General features: G+C 62.8%; 17 protein-coding genes. 7 read left to right on the top strand and 10 right to left on the bottom strand.

Going from position 1 to position 16,753, the window contains the following annotated elements; translation table 11 throughout:
• Positions 1 to 42: 42 nt before the first annotated feature.
• Positions 43 to 1,101, bottom strand: a complete 1,059-nt coding sequence (trpD, locus tag ACX80M_RS02290) for an anthranilate phosphoribosyltransferase (RefSeq protein ID WP_252598848.1) — start codon at positions 1,099 to 1,101, stop codon at positions 43 to 45.
• 147 nt (positions 1,102 to 1,248) lie between these two features.
• Between trpD and ctaE the strand changes: the two genes are divergently transcribed.
• The 4 genes from ctaE (at position 1,249) to qcrB (ending at position 5,587) form a co-directional block, all read left to right on the top strand.
• Positions 1,249 to 1,887, top strand: coding sequence for an aa3-type cytochrome oxidase subunit III (gene ctaE / locus ACX80M_RS02285; protein WP_445260432.1), 639 nt, complete (start codon positions 1,249 to 1,251; stop codon positions 1,885 to 1,887).
• Positions 1,888 to 1,974: 87 nt separating this feature from the next.
• Positions 1,975 to 2,763 (top strand): cytochrome bc1 complex diheme cytochrome c subunit, encoded by a 789-nt coding sequence (gene qcrC, locus ACX80M_RS02280; protein WP_252598850.1) that lies wholly within the window; start codon positions 1,975 to 1,977, stop codon positions 2,761 to 2,763.
• Between the two features lie 99 nt (positions 2,764 to 2,862).
• Positions 2,863 to 3,933 (top strand): cytochrome bc1 complex Rieske iron-sulfur subunit, encoded by a 1,071-nt coding sequence (gene qcrA / locus ACX80M_RS02275; protein WP_459308617.1) that lies wholly within the window; start codon positions 2,863 to 2,865, stop codon positions 3,931 to 3,933.
• Positions 3,911 to 5,587, top strand: coding sequence for a cytochrome bc1 complex cytochrome b subunit (gene qcrB / locus ACX80M_RS02270; RefSeq protein WP_459308615.1), 1,677 nt, complete (start codon positions 3,911 to 3,913; stop codon positions 5,585 to 5,587). Before qcrA ends, qcrB begins: the two co-directional genes overlap by 23 nt.
• 77 nt (positions 5,588 to 5,664) lie before the next feature.
• Here qcrB and ACX80M_RS02265 read toward each other — a convergent pair whose 3' ends face one another.
• Positions 5,665 to 6,456 (bottom strand): GntR family transcriptional regulator, encoded by a 792-nt coding sequence (locus ACX80M_RS02265; protein ID WP_252607972.1) that lies wholly within the window; start codon positions 6,454 to 6,456, stop codon positions 5,665 to 5,667.
• A gap of 188 nt (positions 6,457 to 6,644) precedes the next feature.
• Here ACX80M_RS02265 and ACX80M_RS02260 point away from each other — a divergent pair, with 188 nt between their 5' ends.
• Positions 6,645 to 6,938 (top strand): HPr family phosphocarrier protein, encoded by a 294-nt coding sequence (locus ACX80M_RS02260; protein ID WP_252607973.1) that lies wholly within the window; start codon positions 6,645 to 6,647, stop codon positions 6,936 to 6,938.
• A gap of 129 nt (positions 6,939 to 7,067) precedes the next feature.
• Here ACX80M_RS02260 and ACX80M_RS02255 read toward each other — a convergent pair whose 3' ends face one another.
• The 5 genes from ACX80M_RS02255 to ACX80M_RS02235 form a co-directional block, all read right to left on the bottom strand.
• Positions 7,068 to 7,469: a cytochrome c oxidase subunit 4 gene (locus ACX80M_RS02255; protein ID WP_185260590.1), complete on the bottom strand. Its 402-nt coding sequence runs from the start codon at positions 7,467 to 7,469 to the stop codon at positions 7,068 to 7,070.
• Positions 7,466 to 9,193, bottom strand: coding sequence for an aa3-type cytochrome oxidase subunit I (gene ctaD, locus ACX80M_RS02250; protein ID WP_459308612.1), 1,728 nt, complete (start codon positions 9,191 to 9,193; stop codon positions 7,466 to 7,468). Before ctaD ends, ACX80M_RS02255 begins: the two co-directional genes overlap by 4 nt.
• Positions 9,194 to 9,203: 10 nt before the next feature.
• Entirely contained in the window at positions 9,204 to 10,076 is an 873-nt protein-coding gene (ctaC, locus tag ACX80M_RS02245) for an aa3-type cytochrome oxidase subunit II (protein ID WP_252598855.1), read from the bottom strand.
• A gap of 187 nt (positions 10,077 to 10,263) precedes the next feature.
• On the bottom strand, positions 10,264 to 10,653 hold the full coding sequence (locus ACX80M_RS02240) for a HesB/IscA family protein (protein ID WP_056340087.1): 390 nt from the start codon (positions 10,651 to 10,653) through the stop codon (positions 10,264 to 10,266).
• A 184-nt stretch (positions 10,654 to 10,837) separates the two neighbouring features.
• Entirely contained in the window at positions 10,838 to 12,283 is a 1,446-nt protein-coding gene (locus ACX80M_RS02235) for a dipeptidase (protein WP_252598856.1), read from the bottom strand.
• A gap of 54 nt (positions 12,284 to 12,337) precedes the next feature.
• Between ACX80M_RS02235 and ACX80M_RS02230 the strand changes: the two genes are divergently transcribed.
• Positions 12,338 to 12,940 carry a DUF3043 domain-containing protein gene (locus ACX80M_RS02230; protein ID WP_459308609.1) on the top strand — a complete coding sequence of 201 codons (603 nt, stop codon included), beginning with the start codon at positions 12,338 to 12,340 and terminating at the stop codon, positions 12,938 to 12,940.
• A gap of 87 nt (positions 12,941 to 13,027) precedes the next feature.
• Here the strand turns inward: ACX80M_RS02230 and ACX80M_RS02225 are convergent, their stop codons facing one another.
• Entirely contained in the window at positions 13,028 to 14,101 is a 1,074-nt protein-coding gene (locus tag ACX80M_RS02225; RefSeq protein ID WP_459308607.1) for a quinone-dependent dihydroorotate dehydrogenase, read from the bottom strand.
• Between the two features lie 75 nt (positions 14,102 to 14,176).
• Here ACX80M_RS02225 and ACX80M_RS02220 point away from each other — a divergent pair, with 75 nt between their 5' ends.
• The gene (locus tag ACX80M_RS02220; RefSeq protein ID WP_252598859.1) at positions 14,177 to 15,187 is read left to right on the top strand and encodes an alpha/beta hydrolase; all 1,011 of its coding nucleotides are present in this window, start codon (positions 14,177 to 14,179) and stop codon (positions 15,185 to 15,187) included.
• On the opposite strand, the gene ACX80M_RS02215 is transcribed toward ACX80M_RS02220, so the two are convergent.
• Together ACX80M_RS02215 and recO are read right to left on the bottom strand one after the other, a co-directional pair.
• Positions 15,142 to 15,972, bottom strand: coding sequence for an isoprenyl transferase (locus ACX80M_RS02215; protein ID WP_252598860.1), 831 nt, complete (start codon positions 15,970 to 15,972; stop codon positions 15,142 to 15,144). The two genes, ACX80M_RS02220 and ACX80M_RS02215, sit on opposite strands and share 46 nt — an antisense overlap.
• A 2-nt stretch (positions 15,973 to 15,974) precedes the next feature.
• Positions 15,975 to 16,727 (bottom strand): DNA repair protein RecO, encoded by a 753-nt coding sequence (gene recO, locus ACX80M_RS02210; protein WP_252607978.1) that lies wholly within the window; start codon positions 16,725 to 16,727, stop codon positions 15,975 to 15,977.
• Between the last annotated feature and the right edge of the window lie 26 nt (positions 16,728 to 16,753).

Genomic DNA, 16,753 nt, shown 5'->3' with positions numbered 1-16,753 from the left:
GGCCCGGCCTTACAGCCGGGCCCGCATCCTTTCCTGTCCATATCAAGGCCGCGTTAGCGAAACCCACTTATCGAGGACCGCAGCGGCAGCACCGCTATCAATCGACTCCGCGGCCCGGGCAAGCGCCGAACGCATACGCTCCAGGAACGGGCCCTCGGACGATTCATCAAAGGCCACCAGCCCAGCGGCCGCGTTCAGCAGCACGGCATCCCGCGCTGCGCCGGTCTTGCCGGCCAGGACATCACGTACGACGGCGGCATTCGCCTGTGCGTCCCCGCCACGGAGTTCCTCCACAGTCGCGGGACGGATGCCCAGCCCGGCCGGCTCAAAATTCAGCTCAGAGACAGCGCCGTCGCGGATTTCCCAGACGGTGGAGGGACCCGTAGTAGTCAGTTCGTCCAGTCCGTCGTTGCCGCGGAAAACCAGGCCGCGGCTGCCCCGCTTCGCCAGGACGCCTGCAACCAGCGGAGCCATACGGGCATTCGCCACTCCCACAGCTGAGGCCTGAACAAGGGCCGGGTTGGTCAGCGGGCCCAGGAAATTAAAGGCGGTGGGGATGGCGAGTTCCCTGCGGGGTACGGCGGTGTGACGGAAAGACGGGTGGAACACCTGCGCGAAGCAGAAAGTGATTCCAGCCTCCCCCGCGTTGCGTGCCACCTGGGCCACCGGGAGGTCGAGCCTGACCCCCAGCGCTTCAAGCACGTCAGCCGAGCCGGAGGACGAAGACGCTGCACGGTTGCCGTGCTTGACGACCTTCGCTCCGGCGCCCGCAGCAACGAGGGCGGACATGGTGGAAATGTTGACGGTATTGAGCTGGTCCCCGCCGGTACCAACGATGTCCAGCTTCTGACCGGGGATATCGATGGGTGTTGCATGGCGCAGCATCGCGTCCACCAGACCCGAGATTTCGTCCACGGTTTCGCCCTTGGCGCTGAGGGCAACCAGGAATCCGGCGATCTGCGCGGGGGTGGCCTCCCCGGACATGATTCTGTCCATAGCCCAAGCGGTGTTGCCCGCTGTGAGGTCACTACCGTTGATAAGAGCCGATATAAGCCGCGGCCAAGTGTTGCTGTCCGCCGGCGCGGTTGCCTGAGAAGTCACCTTCTGATGCTATCGAGCCACCTCGGACCTGACCAATGTGAACACCGCCGGGAACTTTTCGCAGTGATTTCGCGTCTTTGTAGAAAAAGTCCCCCGAAAAGGCGGTTCGCGTTGGGAACTACGGACTTTTATAGACATAATGTCTATGTGACATCTGCGACCCATGCCCCCAGTACCCCGGCGCACCCCACGCTGAACCGCCCCAATATGGTTTCTGTCGGAACCGTAGTCTGGCTGTCCAGTGAGTTGATGTTCTTCGCCGGTCTCTTCGCCATGTACTTCACGCTGCGCTCCACGAGCGGTCAGATGTGGGCGGAAGAGACAGCAAAGCTCAACTTCCCCTTTGCGCTAGTCAACACGATCGTCCTCGTGGCCAGTTCCTTTACTTGCCAGATGGGCGTCTTCGCCGCCGAACGGCTGCAGCCTCGCAAAACAGGCGGCCCGTTCCAGTTCACCCGCTGGGGCATGAACGAATGGTTCACGCTGACCTTCATCATGGGTGCGTTCTTCGTCGCCGGCCAGGCAACTGAATACGCGATGCTTGTTTCCGAACACGTTTCACTCTCATCCAACGCCTACGGCTCAGCGTTCTATATGACCACCGGCTTCCACGGCCTGCACGTAATCGGCGGCCTCATAGCCTTCCTCTTCATCATCGGACGCTCGTTCGCAGCAAAGAAGTTCGGCCACTTCGAAGCAACCTCCGCGATCGTCACGTCTTACTACTGGCACTTTGTGGACGTTGTCTGGATCGGCCTCTTCCTGGTCATCTACGTACTGAAGTAGTCAAGCTTTGATTCCTTTTCTACAAGAGGCAGAATTTCAAGAAGCGGCTCACGGAGCCGGCGCACGATCGAATAAAGGAACCACCACGTGAAGGCTCTCTCGCAAAAGCGGCGTCACCCACTCGCAGTAATCGCGCTGCTACTGATGGGACTCCTCGTCACTGGCGGGCTCTACGCCGTTGCCACCACCGTCAACGAAGCCAAGGCTTCCACCAGCGGCTACACCGCCAACGACGTCGAGGAAGGCGGTAAACTGTTCGTCGCCAACTGCGCCACGTGCCATGGCATGGGTGCCAGTGGGACCGCAAATGGGCCCTCCCTGGTGGGTGTTGGTGCAGCTTCTGTTGACTTCCAGGTCGGAACCGGCCGTATGCCCATGCAGATGAACGGTCCGCAGGCGCAAAAGAAGCCTGCACAGTTCAACGACGAACAGACGCGACAGCTTTCAGGATATGTTGCTTCCCTGGGAGCCGGCCCGGCAATTCCTGAAGAAGGCCTGTTGGACGAAAAGGGTGACGCGGCAGCTGGTGGCGAACTTTTCCGCGTGAACTGCGCGATGTGCCACAACGCGGCAGCCGCCGGCGGTGCACTCACCCGTGGCAAGTTCGCTCCCGCCCTTGCCGATGTCTCCGGCAAGCACATCTACGAAGCGATGGTCACCGGACCGCAGAACATGCCCGTCTTCAGTGACACAAACGTCACCCCTGAGGGCAAGCGCGACGTCGTCACCTTCCTGAAGCAGATCGAGGCCAACGGCTCCCCCGGTGGCGCTGACCTAGGCGCCCTCGGTCCCGTCTCTGAAGGCCTCTTCGTCTGGATTGCAGGCCTGGGTGTCATCATCGCCTTCACCATCTGGCTTACTTCCCGGACGTCTTAGGCGCAACGGGAATCTTAAGAACTTCTGCTGCCCAGTCAGCAGTTTGACATTGAAAACTAACCCGGCAGCCGCCGGGACGAGAGAAGGATGAGGCGAATTATGGGCAACCATAGTGACGGCAGTCCGAACCACTCGGGCACCGTAGCTACGGCTGGTCAGAATGAGGTGGAGAAGTTCCAGGATCCTGGAATTCCCCCGCACCGTTTGCGCCTGGCCGACACGGACCCGAAGGCCGCAAAGCGTGCAGAACGGCAGGTCGCTGTACTTTTCGGCGCGTCAGTTTTCGGCACCCTGATCTTCCTGGTGGCGTACTTCGCCATCGACTTGGGCGACGGCACAAGCATCGCCACCATCCGGCTGCAGAACGCACTGCTGGGCCTTGGCACAGCGTTTGCGATGCTCGGCATCGGGACCGGTATTGTGCACTGGGCCAAAGCCCTGATGCCGGACCATGAAGTCTCGGAAGAACGCCATCCCATCCGCACCGAAGAAGACCGCTTGGCGGCGGTCCGGATCGTGGATGACATCGTGGAAGAGACCGGCATCAAGCGCCGCCCGCTCATCCGCAACACGCTGCTCGGTGCTGTAGCCCTGGCCCCGCTTCCCGCAATTGCGGTTTTCGGTGACCTCGGCCCCCGCCCCGACCGGGCGCTGGCCCACACCATGTGGGCTCCGCAGGAAGGCAAGCTCAAGCGCCTCACCCGCGACCCCGACGGCACACCCATCAAGGCCTCTGACGTCACCATCGGCTCAGCTTTCCACGTAATTCCTGAGGGCCTGAACGAACTGCCTGAAGGCAAGCTCAACGAAAAGGCCAAGGCTGTTGTCCTGCTGATGCGTTTGGATCCCGCCTCGCTGAATCCCTCGGAAGGCCGCGAAGACTGGAGCTACAACGGAATCGTTGCCTACTCCAAGATCTGCACCCACGTCGGTTGCCCCGTTGCTCTGTACGAGCAGCAGACGCACCACCTGCTGTGCCCGTGCCACCAGTCCACCTTTGACCTCACCAACGAGTGCAAGGTGATCTTTGGCCCGGCCAGCCGGCCCCTCCCCCAACTGCCGATTGCAGTGGATGCCGAGGGCTACCTGGTCGCAACCAGCGACTTCAATGAACCTGTAGGACCGAGTTACTGGGAGCGTGATGAGCATGAGCGCAGCATCAAGAGCTGAAGCCCCCGCCTTCGTCGCCAAGACTAAAGCCGGACGCATCACCGATTTTGTTGACGAGCGAGTCGGTGGATCAGGAATCCTGCGGGAATTTGGACGCAAGGTCTTCCCTGACCACTGGTCGTTCATGTTCGGCGAAGTAGCCCTCTACTCCTTCGTTATCCTCTTGCTCTCGGGCACCTTCCTGACCTTCTTCTTCGATCCGTCCATGGCGGAAACGCACTACGACGGGTCCTACCTGCCGTTGAAGAACGTCGAGATGTCGGTGGCCTACAGCACCTCGCTGGATATTTCCTTCGACGTCCGCGGTGGCCTGTTCATGCGCCAGGTGCACCACTGGGCTGCACTGCTTTTCGTCGCGTCGATCGCCGTCCATATGCTGCGCGTCTTCTTCACAGGCGCCTTCCGCAAACCACGTGAAATGAACTGGGTTGTTGGCAGCGTCCTCCTGATCCTCGCCATGGCAGCCGGCTTCACCGGATACTCCCTCCCCGACGACCTGCTCTCCGGCAACGGCCTGCGGATCATCGACGGTGTCATGAAGGCAATCCCGGTTGTCGGAACCTACATTTCCTTCTTCTTCTTCGGTGGCGAGTTCCCGGGAACGGCTGTTATTGGCCGCCTTTACATGCTGCACATCCTGCTCGTACCCGCGCTCATCCTGTTGATGATCGTCCTGCACCTGTTCATGGTGGTTGTGCACAAGCACACCCAGTACCCCGGCCCGGGCCGCAACGACGGCAATGTGGTTGGCTACCCGCTCGGACCTGTGTACGCAGCCAAGGCCGGCGGCTTCTTCTTCATCGTCTTCGGTGTAATTGCCCTGATGGCGGGCTTCTTCACGATCAACCCGATCTGGAACTACGGCCCTTACGATCCCTCACCGGTATCTGCCGGTACCCAGCCTGACTGGTATATCGGGTTCGTTGACGGTGCCCTGAGGCTTATGCCCGGTGTCATTGGTGATTTCCAGTTCGAGTACGTTGTCTTCGGCTACACCTTGACCCTGAACGTCCTCCTACCGGCTCTGGTACCCGCAGGCATTCTGTTCACGGTGATGTTCATGTATCCGTGGATCGAAAGCTGGATCACCAAGGACACCCGCGAACACCATGTCCTGGACCGTCCGAGGAACGCCCCCACGCGCACCGCTATCGGCGTTGCCGGCTTCGTCTGGTACTGCGTGATGTGGGCAGCCGCTGGTTCGGACCTCATCGCTACGCACTTCCGCGTGTCCCTGAACGATGTGACGTACTGGCTTCGTGCGCTGTTCTTCATTGGCCCGGTCATCGCTTTTATGGTCGCTAAGCGAGTGGCGCTGGCCCTTCAGCGCAAGGACCGGGAGATCGCACTGCACGGCCGCGAAACCGGCCGCATCGTTCGCCTCCCGCACGGCGAGTTCATCGAAGTGCATGCTCCCCTGGATGAGTACAAGCGCTACAAGCTCGTGGGATTCGAATCCCCCGCACCGCTGCCGGCGGTCGCCAACGACCACGGCATTGTGACGCGTAAGGAAAAGCAGCGTGCGTTCCTGTCCAAGTGGTTCTTCGAGGACCGTGTTGCACCGGCCACCCCGGCTGAACTGGAGGCCGCACACGGCCACCCCGCCCACCCAGCGGTGGAGGCCGGCCAGGAAAGCAAGAGCCTCAGCCACTGATTCACAGCAATTACGCTCCAACAGGAAAGGCCCGGTCCACATGGACCGGGCCTTTCCCGTTGCCGTCGGCACCGTTGCTAGTGGTTGCGATAGCCCAAGGATTGATTTCTGGCAGGCCTGGCACCTGGCCGCTGGAGGGGTACCCATAGCTTGTAGCGGTCGGCACGGTAGTACGAAACTGAGTAGTCCACCATCGCCCGGGCAACAAAGGCGTGCCTCTGGATTTTAAGCAAGGGTGCGCCGACGTCGACGTTGAGCAGGCGCGCCGTAGAGGGGGAAGCGGCCGTCGCTTCGATCATGTCTTCCCCCCACTCCATCACGAGGCCGAACTGCTCACTCAGCACGTTGTAGAGCGATGTTGGGGGCTCGCCGTCCAGGAGACCCGGGACTCGCTGCGCCGGGATGAAGTTCTCGTCCACGCTCATGGGCTCGCCGTCCGCCAGCAGCAGCCGACGGAAACGCACCAGTGGCGTCCCCTCCTCCACCTGCAGTTCGCGGGCCAGGAAGGCGCTGGCGCCGATCTGTTCGAAGCTCAGGACTTTGGCGGCCGGAACCATACCGCGGCGTTGCATCTCTTCGCTGTACGAGGTGAGTTTCACCTGAAGATCGAGTTTGGGCTTCCGTACGAAGGTGCCGAGGCCAACAACCCGCTCGAGGACCTCCTCGCCGACCAGGGCATCGATGGCCTGCCTGACAGTCATCCGGGCCAGCCCGAACCGCAGGGCAAGATCCCGTTCCGAGGGCAGGGCGGATCCAGGCGGACAGGAATCGCTGATGTAGGCCCGGAGGATCTCCCTGAGCTGGATGTAGATGGCAGTCCCGTTGCTGCGGTCAATCTCGCCGGCAACGCCGCGGGCATCAGCAGCCACGGAGGTACGTCCTTGCTTCAGTTTTCACTGTCCAAGCTTAAGGCAAGCAGCGTCGCTGGACTAGACCAGTTCCAGCAACGGACCGCCCCCCCTACTCCCCCGTTTGGTCGCGCAGCCATCCAGCCGGATATATTGGACAGGAAATTTAGCGATGACGGTTTGGGGGCCGTCAGGAAATGGGAGACACCTTGCCAGTGCATAAGGCCGTTGTGTCAGCGTCAGTCGGCTTGCATGCCCGTCCTGCCGCGATGTTCGTCAGGGCAGTGACCGAAACGGGACTTCCTGTCACCATCCGCAAGGCCGGCATCCAGGGTGTCGACGCCCGCTCCCTGCTGGAAGTCATGACTGCCGATTTCCCCTTCGGCTGCGAAGTAGAGCTTTCAGTCCCCGAGTGCGCCCTCAGCGGATCTGTCAGTCACCGCAACGCCGAGGCGGCCCTGCGGATGCTGGGAGAGCTCCTGGAGTCTCAGGGAGCCAGCTAGCCTCTCCCAGGGCGCATTACCCCGCGACTCCCCGCGCGAAATCGAACGGACAAGAACGACGTCGGGCCCCACCAGAAGGTGGGGCCCGACGTCGTAATTTGCAAAATCTCTGCTGAAGCTCAGCGGCTTCTAGTGGGCGTGGTCCCCACGGCTGTACTCGAAGACCCAACCCACGAGGGCTACGACTGCGAGGCCGGCTGCGATGAAAAGGATCCACCAACCCACTGCGAGGCCCAGGAATCCGCCCGCACAGGCGAGGCCCAGAACCAGCGGCCACCAGCTCCAGGGGCTGAAGTGCCCCTGTTCACCGGCGCCCTCATGGATCTCGGCATCGTTGCGGTCCTCGGGACGCATCCCGATGCGCTTGCCGGTGAAGCCAAGGTAGCCGCCGATCATTCCGGAGAGTCCGCCCACCAGGAGGATCCCGAGGGTTCCGACCCATTCACTCCAGTTGGTCAGGAAACCGTAGACCAGGGAAACCGGTACGAAGAAGAAAACTCCGGCTCCAAATATCCATGATTCGATTTTCACTTGGCGGTGTCCTTCTGGTCGGCGTTACCGAGCACCGCTGCTGCGGCTGCAGGCGATTCAACGGTATGTACCTGCGAAAGCTCCGGGTGGTGGAGGTCCAGGGCGGGACGCTCTGAACGGATCCGGGGCAGCGAGGTGAAGTTGTGGCGCGGCGGCGGGCAGGAGGTAGCCCATTCGAGCGAGGCGCCGAAGCCCCAAGGATCGTCCACCTCGACGCGCTCTGAGCTGCGCCAGGTGATGTAGACGTTCCAGAAGAACGGAATCAGGGACGCCCCCAGCAGGTACGAGCCTACGGTGGAGAACTGGTTCATCCAGGTGAAGTTATCTTCAACCAGGTAGTCCGCGTAGCGGCGGGGCATGCCCTGCACGCCGAGCCAGTGCTGGATCAGGAACGTAGCGTGGAATCCCAGGAACAGCATCCAGAAGTGGATCTTTCCGAGGCGCTCGTTGAGCATTTTGCCGGTGAATTTTGGCCACCAGAAGTAGAAGCCTGCGAACATCGCGAATACCACGGTGCCGAACACCACGTAATGGAAGTGCGCCACCACAAAGTAGGAATCAGAGACTTGGAAGTCCAACGGCGGCGAAGCCAGGATGATGCCGGTCAGGCCACCGAAGAGGAACGTGATGAGGAAGCCGAGGCTCCACAGCATCGGAGTCTCGAACGTCAGGGACCCCCGCCACATGGTGCCGATCCAGTTGAAGAACTTCACACCGGTCGGGACCGCAATGAGCATGGTCATGAAGGCGAAGAACGGCAGCAGCACCGAACCGGTCACGTACATGTGGTGTGCCCACACCGTGACGGACAGGGCTGCAATGGCGATGGTCGCGTAGACAAGACCCTTGTAGCCGAAGATCGGCTTGCGGCTGAAGACCGGTAAGATCTCGGACACAATGCCGAAGAACGGCAGCGCAATGATGTACACCTCGGGGTGGCCGAAGAACCAGAACAGGTGCTGCCACAGGATGGCGCCGCCGTTCTCCGGATCGAAGATGTGTGCACCGAAGCGGCGGTCGGCGCCGAGCGCGAACAGTGCGGCAGCTAGCGGCGGGAAGGCCATCAGCACGAGGATGGACGTCACCAGGGCGTTCCATGTGAAGATGGGCATCCGCCACATGGTCATGCCCGGAGCGCGCATGCAGATGATGGTGGTGATGAAGTTGACTGCACCCAGGATGGTGCCGAATCCGGACAGCGCCAGGCCGAAGACCCACAGGTCACCGCCGATGCCGGGGCTGAACGTGGTGTTGGACAGCGGCGCGTAGGCGAACCAGCCGAACGACGCCGCACCCTGGGGGGTGATGAAGCCGGACACCGCGATGGTGGACCCGAAGAGGAAGAACCAGAAGGCCAGCGCGTTCAGTCGCGGGAAGGCGACGTCGGGGGCACCGATCTGCAGGGGCATGATGACGTTGGTGAAGCCGGCGAAAAGCGGGGTGGCGAACATCAGCAGCATCACGGTGCCGTGCATCGTGAACAGCTGGTTGTACTGCTCTTTGGTCTGCAGGATCTGCATGCCGGGTTCGAACAGTTCAGCTCGGATGAGCAGAGCCATGACGCCACCGAGGCAGAAGAACACAAACGATGCGATCAGGTACATGTACCCGATGGTCTTGTGGTCGGTGGAGGTGATCCAGTTGACGACGATGCGTCCCTTGGACCTAGGAACTACGGGAGCCTCTAGGGTTCCGGCAGGTGCGGTTTGGGTGTAAGTAGCCACGTCGCTCCCCTTACTTAATTTCGTTCAGGTTCGGGTTGCGGTCGTACTCTTCGCCGAGGAGTCCCGTGTTGCCATCTGCCTTGAGCTTGTCCATGTGAGCCTGGAATTCGGCTTCGGAGACAACCTTGACGCGGAACAGCATTTCGGAGTGGTACTCACCGCAGAGTTCGGCGCACTTGCCATCGTAGGTTCCCTCTTTGGTGGGGGTGAACCTGAGGTAGTTGGTCTTGCCCGGGATCATGTCGCGCTTCTGCAAGAAGGCTGGAACCCAGAAAGAGTGAATGACGTCGCGCGAGTTCAGTTCGAGGTCAACCGACTTGCCCACCGGCAGGTACAAAGTGGGAAGCTTTTCCTTGTCGATTTCGCCTCCTGTGAGGTTCGTCTGGACTCCTGCTTCGTAAACATCCTCAGAGACGACGTCGCCGGACTTGTAGTTGAAGTCCCATGCCCACTGCTTGCCGCGGACGTCAACAACGACGTCGGCCGGCTTGGAGCGGTCATCGATGGCCTGCTGGTCGCGGTCGGTGAAGTAGAAAAACACCAGGACCATGAACAGCGGGATGGTCAGGTAGAAGACCTCCAGCGGGAGGTTAAAGCTGGTCTGCCGCGGGAAACCCGTGGTGCCCTTGCGGCGGCGGTAGGCGACAAGGCACCAAACGATCAAGCCCCACGTGATGATGCCCACAACGAGGGCTGCAATCCATGAGTTGACCCAGAGGTCCATGATCCGGTCAGTGTGATTGGTGGTGCCACGCTCGGTGGGCAGCCACCCCTTCTCTACCTCTGGCGAACATCCAGTCAAAACCAACGCGCCGGCAACTGCCAAGCCTGAGATCGTAGTGATCGTTTTGCGTCGGCTGCCGGTTCGGTTCTGCGAACTCACAGACGGCCCTTCCTACTTGTTGCTGTTGCCCGGCCACCCAAGGGGCCGTCCGGGCACACTAAAAGTTTTACTACTCGGTGTAGAGCTTACCGCTCTGCCGGGCGTTTCGCCCACATGTCGGCGCCGTGCCTCCGTGCCGTTTTTGGCGGACGGAAAGCAGGCGCCGGCATCGGGCGAAAGAACCGGGTCAGTGGAACGAATCACCACAGGCGCAGGAGCCACCGGCGTTGGGGTTGTCGATGGTGAAGCCCTGCTTGGAGATGGTGTCCTCGAAGTCGATGCTGGCACCGCTGAGGTACGGCACGCTCATCTTGTCCACGACAACTTCGACGCCGTCATAGTCGCGGACGGCATCTCCGTCGAGGAGGCGCTCGTCGAAGTACAGCTGGTAAATGAGGCCGGAGCAGCCGCCGGGCTGGACGGCAACGCGGAGGCGGAGATCGGTCCGGCCTTCCTGCTCCAGGAGGCTGCGCACCTTGCCTGCTGCGACGTCGGTCAGTTTGACCTCGTGTGCGGCCAGTTCATCGCTGGCAGCGCTGGTGGTCTCGGTGATGTTCTCGTTGGTTGCGGTGCTCATTTGGCCTACCTTAGGACGGTCCTGGCGGCCCCGCGTCAGCGGCGCCTGCCCCTACGGATACGGTACGGGCTATAGCTACATGCTACTTCGGTCAGCCCTGTAGCTCTAACTCCTGACGTAACCAAGCCTGTTCGCTGATTGTTCCCGATGGTGGAGGAATGCCGGCATCAGAGGGGCATGGGATTCAGACCAGGCCTTCTGCGTTCAGCCGGGCGAGCAGCAGCGCCTCGGCGACCACGGCGTTCTTGAAATCACCAATGTGAAGGGACTCGTTGGCACTGTGGGCACGGGAATCGGGATCCTCAACACCGGTCACGAGGATCTGGACGTCCGGATAGACGTCCATCAGGTCCGCAATAAACGGAATCGACCCGCCGATCCCCATCTCCACCGCCGGAACACCCCAGGCCTCCCCCAGCGCCCACATGGCGAACTTCGCCGCCTTGGAGGTTGTATCAGCGAGGAACGACTTTCCGCTTTCCCCGGGAGTGAACACGACCTTCGCCCCAAAGGGCGCGTTGGCCTGGACGTGGCGTTGAACGGCTTCCATCGCTGCCGCCGGATCCTGGCCGGGCGCCAGGCGCAGGCTGAACTTGGCACGCGCCCGCGGCAGGAGAGTATTTGAGGCCACATCCACGGCGGGAGCATCGAAGCCGATGATGGACAGCGCAGGCTTAGTCCACAGCCGTGCGGCGATGCTTCCAGTACCGGCGAGCCGGACGCCGTCGAGAACGGAGGAATCGGCACGGTACTCCGCTTCGGCGAGCTCCACGCCGACGTTGTCATTCGATACGAGGCCTTCGATGGCCACGTTGCCGTCTGCGTCGTGCAGGGTGGCAATCAAACGGGAAAGCAGGGTTGGCGCGTCCAGCACGGGTCCACCGAACATGCCCGAGTGGACAGCATGCTCCAGCACCTGAACTTCAATGGTTCCGTCCACAAGGCCGCGCAGGCTGGTGGTCAGGGCGGGAATGCCCACCTTCCAGTTGCTGGAGTCGGCCACCACGATCACATCGGCCCGCAGCAGTTCCCGGTGCTTTTCCAGGAAGGAACGGAAGGTGGGAGAACCAGCTTCCTCCTCACCTTCGAAGAAGAACGTCACACCAAGGCCGAATTCCGTGCCCAGAACCTCGATCGCTGCAGCATAGGCGGCCACATGGGCCATGATCCCGGCCTTGTCGTCAGCAGCGCCACGGCCGTACAACCTGCCGTCCCGTTCGACGGCGTCGAAAGGCTCCGTTTCCCACAGCGCCGGATCCCCCGGCGGCTGGACGTCGTGGTGGGCGTACAGCAGAATGGTCGGCTTTCCTTCGGCGGCCCGTCGGCGTGCGACGACGGCAGGTCCGCCGAGGGTGCCGTCCTCCTTGTTACTGCGCAGGACCTGGACATCCTCAAGGCCGGCGGCGCGCAGCAGTTCCGCTACGGCCTGCGCGCTGGCTTCCAAGGGCGCAGGATCGAAACTCGGCCAGGCGATGCCGGGAATGGCCACAAGTTCCTTGAGCCGGTCGAGGGTTGCGTCGAAGGAACCTGCGACGGACAGCCGGAGTCCGTCCGCGTCGATGGCCGGTGCAGGGTGACCGGAGCCGGGGGTGCTGGCGTCGGACGGATTGGCTGCTGGAGTGGGAGTCATGGCGAACACAATACCCGCGGCGAATCTCCGCGGGCCGCAAGGTATTCTGTTCACGTGTTCGGACGTAAAAAGGAAGCGCCAACGGCGCAGCAAACAATAGACCAGCAGGCCGCTGAAGCGGCAGCCCGGCAGGATGCCGCGTTGGGCAAGGGTGCGCCCACGCCAAAGCGCAAAGCGCAGGAAGCTGCTCGCAAACGGCCCCTTGTGCCGGAGGACCGCAAGGCGTCCAAGGCGGCTGAGCGCCAGGCTGTCCAGGATCAGCGGACGAAAATGCGCCAGGCTCTCGATACAGGTGATGAGAAGTTCCTGCCTTTGCGCGACAAGGGTCCGCAGAAGCGTTATGCCCGCGACTACGTGGATGCGCGCTTCAGCCTGGGCGAATACCTGATGTTCGGCGCCCTCGTATTTGTCATCATTTCCCTGATCGTGCCAGCTTCCAGCGAGCAGATGGTTTATGTCCTGGGCGGTTTCTGGGTGATGTTCCTGGCCGTCTTTGTGGATGTGTTCATTCTGTCCCGGCAGCTCCGCAAGAAGCTCACCGGGAAGTTCGGTGAGGTTGACCGTGGCACCGTCTGGTACGGCTCCATGCGTTCCCTGCAGTTCCGCAAACTGCGCCTGCCCAAGCCGCTCGTGAAGCGCGGGGAATACCCGTCCTGACATGCAGGCCGGGCCAGGCCCCGGCAGCATTCCCCTCTTAGACAACCAAACCCCGGCGGTCCAACCGCCGGGGTTTTGTTGTGTCAGTCAGCGGTTGCGTCGCGCTTTCGCCAGGTCGCGGTTGATCCGTGCCGCCCAGAAAGGCCCCTCGTACAGGAAGGCCGTGTAGCCCTGGACCAGCGTGGCCCCGGCATCCAGGCGGTCCTGGACGTCTTTCGCCGTCTCGACGCCGCCGACGGCTACCAGCGTAATCGCACCCCCGGTGGCCTCCCTAAGGCGGCGAAGGACTTCCAGTGAACGCTGCTTCAGCGGAGCCCCGGACAGGCCCCCGGCGCCGCATTCGTCCACTTTCGCAGCCGGCGACGCCAGCCCCTCACGCCCGATCGTAGTGTTGGTGGCGATAATGCCGTCCAGCTGGAGGTCCAGGGCCAGCTTGGCGACGCCGTCGATATCCTCATCGCTGAGGTCCGGTGCGATCTTGACCAGCAGCGGGACGTGCCGGCCTGCCGCCTTGTCCGCCTCGTCCCCCACCGCGGTCAGCAGCGGGCGCAGTGTCTGGACATCCTGGAGAAGGCGCAGGCCGGGCGTGTTGGGTGAGCTGACATTGACTACCAAGTAGTCCGCGGCCGGCGCCAGGCTCCGGGCGCTGATCAGGTAATCGGCCGCGGCGTCGTCGAGTTCCACCACCTTGCTCTTGCCGATGTTCACCCCGATCACGGGGCGCACGTCAGGGTGCCGGCGCTGCAGGGCGGCGCGTGCCGCTTTGAGGCGCGGTTCGACGGCGGCCGCGCCATCGTTGTTGAACCCCATCCGGTTAATGACAGCCCGGTCCTCGATCAGCCTGAAAAGGCGCGGCTTCTCGTTGCCCGGCTGCGCCTGCCCGGTGATGGTCCCTACTTCGACATGGCCAAAGCCAAGTTCGGTGAGGGCCTCGATGCCGAATCCCTCCTTGTCGAATCCGGCGGCGAGGCCGAACGGGGATGGGAAGGTCAGCCCAAAGGCAGAAGTCTGCAGTGAGGCCGCGGGTGCCGTGAACCGGTGCAGCAGCCGTCCTGCGCCGGAAGTATGGGCAAGTTTGATTCCCTTGAATCCGATCTTGTGGGCGCGTTCCGCGTCCATCCACGAAAAGGCCAGCCTGAAGAATGTCGGATATACGCGCATGGCTCTAGTTTTCCGTCTCGGACGGTCCAGACCAAACCGGGCCGCCATACATGCGGCTCCGGCTAGCATAAAGCCATGAGGTGGCAGCCAGATATCCTCGGTGCTGGTTTCGAAGCCTGCACCTTCGAGGCCGGGGGCGAAGACGGCGTCCAGCGCACCGCCACGCTGGTGCGCTTCCGTCCGGCGAAGGAACCGGCAGCCACCGGCCGGCGCCGGACAGTGCTGTTCCTCCATGGTTGGAGCGACTACTTCTTCAATGTGGACCTGGCGCAGTTTTGGACACACAGCGGCTACGAGTTCTACGCCCTCGACATGCACAACCACGGCCGCAGCCTGCGCCCGGAAACGCCGGGCGGCTACGTGGCGAACCTGGCGGACTATGACGCCGAGATCGAAGCGGCCATCGCCATCATCCGGGCCGACACGCACACGCCGGAACTGGAAGGCAAGGCCTCCCTCACGCTGATGGGCCACTCCACCGGCGGCCTGGTGGCCGCCCTCTGGGTCAGCAACCACCCCGGAGCGGCCTCCCAACTGGTGCTAAACAGTCCCTGGCTGGAGATGCACGGCAGCTCGCTGGTCCGCCGTGCTGCGTCCACGATGGTGGGACCCGTGGCGCGGTTCCGGCCGGAGGCTGTCCTGCGACTGCCCGAGCGGGGGTTCTACTGGCGGACCATCAGCAGTTCAGCCGACGGCGAGTGGCCGCTTGACGACAGGTTCCGTCCGCCCATGGCATTTCCCCTCCGCGCGGGCTGGCTCAGCGCCATCCTGGCCGGCCACACCAAGGTGGCCCGTGGCCTGGACATCGACGTACCCATCCTGGTGCTGCTGTCCCGGGGAAGCGCCACCGGGCCGTTCTGGTCCGAGGAAATGCGGCGCACCGACGCGGTACTGGACGTCAACATCATCGCCCTCCGCGCCCTGACACTGGGGCGCAGCGTCACGGTGGAACGGATCGACGGCGCGCTCCACGACGTCTTCCTCTCCCCTGCCAAAGTGCGGGCAGACGCCTATGCGCGGCTCGCCCGCTGGCTCCGGGGTTACGGTACGGCTGAACCCGGTGCGGCGTCGACGGCGCCGCCGTAGCGCCGGTCCCGCCGGGCGTAGATTTCGACGGCGTCCCACAGGGTCCGCCGGTCGACGTCGGGCCACAGCGTGTCCATAAAGACGAACTCGGCATACGCGGACTGCCAGAGTAGGAAATTGGAGAGCCGCTGCTCCCCGGAGCTCCGCAGGAACAGGTCCACGTCCGGCAGGTCCGGTTCGTCCAGGTACTTCTGGATGGTTTTCTCGGTGATGGCCCCGGGTTTGAGCCGGCCTGCGGCAACCTCGGCGGCGATAGCCGATACGGCGTCCGTGATTTCCGCCCGGCCGCCGTAATTAACACACATGTTCAACGTGCACGTGCTGTTGCCCGCGGTAAATTCCTCGGCCTCTTCCAGTTCGCGGATCACCGAGCCCCACAGCCTGGGACGCCGGCCGGACCACCGCACGCGGACACCCCAGTCGTCCAGCTGGTTCCGCTGCCTTCGTAGCACGTCCTTGTTAAAACCCATCAGGAAGCGGACCTCTTCGGCTGACCGGCGCCAGTTTTCGGTGGAAAACGCATAGACGCTCACGTATTCGATGCCTAGTTCGATAGCGCCCGCCATCACGTCCAGCAGGGCGGGCTCGCCGGCTTTGTGTCCCTCGATCCGCGGCAGGCCCCGCTGGTTGGCCCAACGGCCGTTGCCGTCCATCACAATGGCAACATGGCGGGGGATGAATTCTGCGGGGATCGCCGGGGCAACCGCGCCGGACGGGTGCGGATACGGTGCCACCACAGGGGTGGTCCGCTGCCGCGAAGGACTCTTCTTTTTTCCCAAGGCCACTGTCAGCCACGCTCCACATGTTTGAGGGATTTCAGGACACGTTCAAGGTGCCATTGCAGGTATACGGCCACCAGCCCCGCAGCTTCCCGTCGGTGCGGCACGTCCGAGCCATCCGCCGTCGTCCAGTCCCCGGTCAGCAGGGCAGCCAGGAGCACGACGGTCTCTGCGGCCGGCGCAGGCGAACCGGGTGGCCTGCAGTCACCGCAGACCATACCGCCGAGCGGAGCCGAAAAGGCCGTATGCGGACCGGGCCGGCCGCAGCGGGCGCAGTCGGTAAAACTTGGAGCCCAGCCGCCGGTGGAAAGGGCACGCAGGAGATACGAATCCAGGATCAGTCCAGGCGCGTGCTCGGCCCGGGACAGCGAGGCCAGCGCCCCCACCAGGAGGTTGTACTGGGCGGTGCCGGCTTCGCCGTCGACGTCGGTGAGTTTTTCCGCAGTTTCGGTCATGGCTGCTGCAACGGTGTAGCGGCCATAGTCTGCGGCGATGTTGCTGCCGTATGCGCCCTTGGCAACAGCCTGCGTGACGATGTCCAGTGTCTTTCCGGAGACCAGCTGCAGGTCGGCAACCATAAACGGCTCCAGCCGCGCCCCAAACTTGCTGCTGGTCCGCCGCACACCCTTCGCGACGGCGCGGATCTGGCCGTGGTGCTTGGTCAGCAGCGTGATGATGCGGTCAGCCTCGCCCAGCTTGTGGGTACGGAGCACCACGGCGTCATCCCGGTAGGACCGGGCAGCAAAGGATTGTTGGACCACGGTTAATCTTCGCACTGAGTTCCGGA

This window comes from Pseudarthrobacter sp. MDT1-22, assembly GCF_054511035.1.
This window is presented reverse-complemented; position numbering and strand designations above follow the sequence as displayed.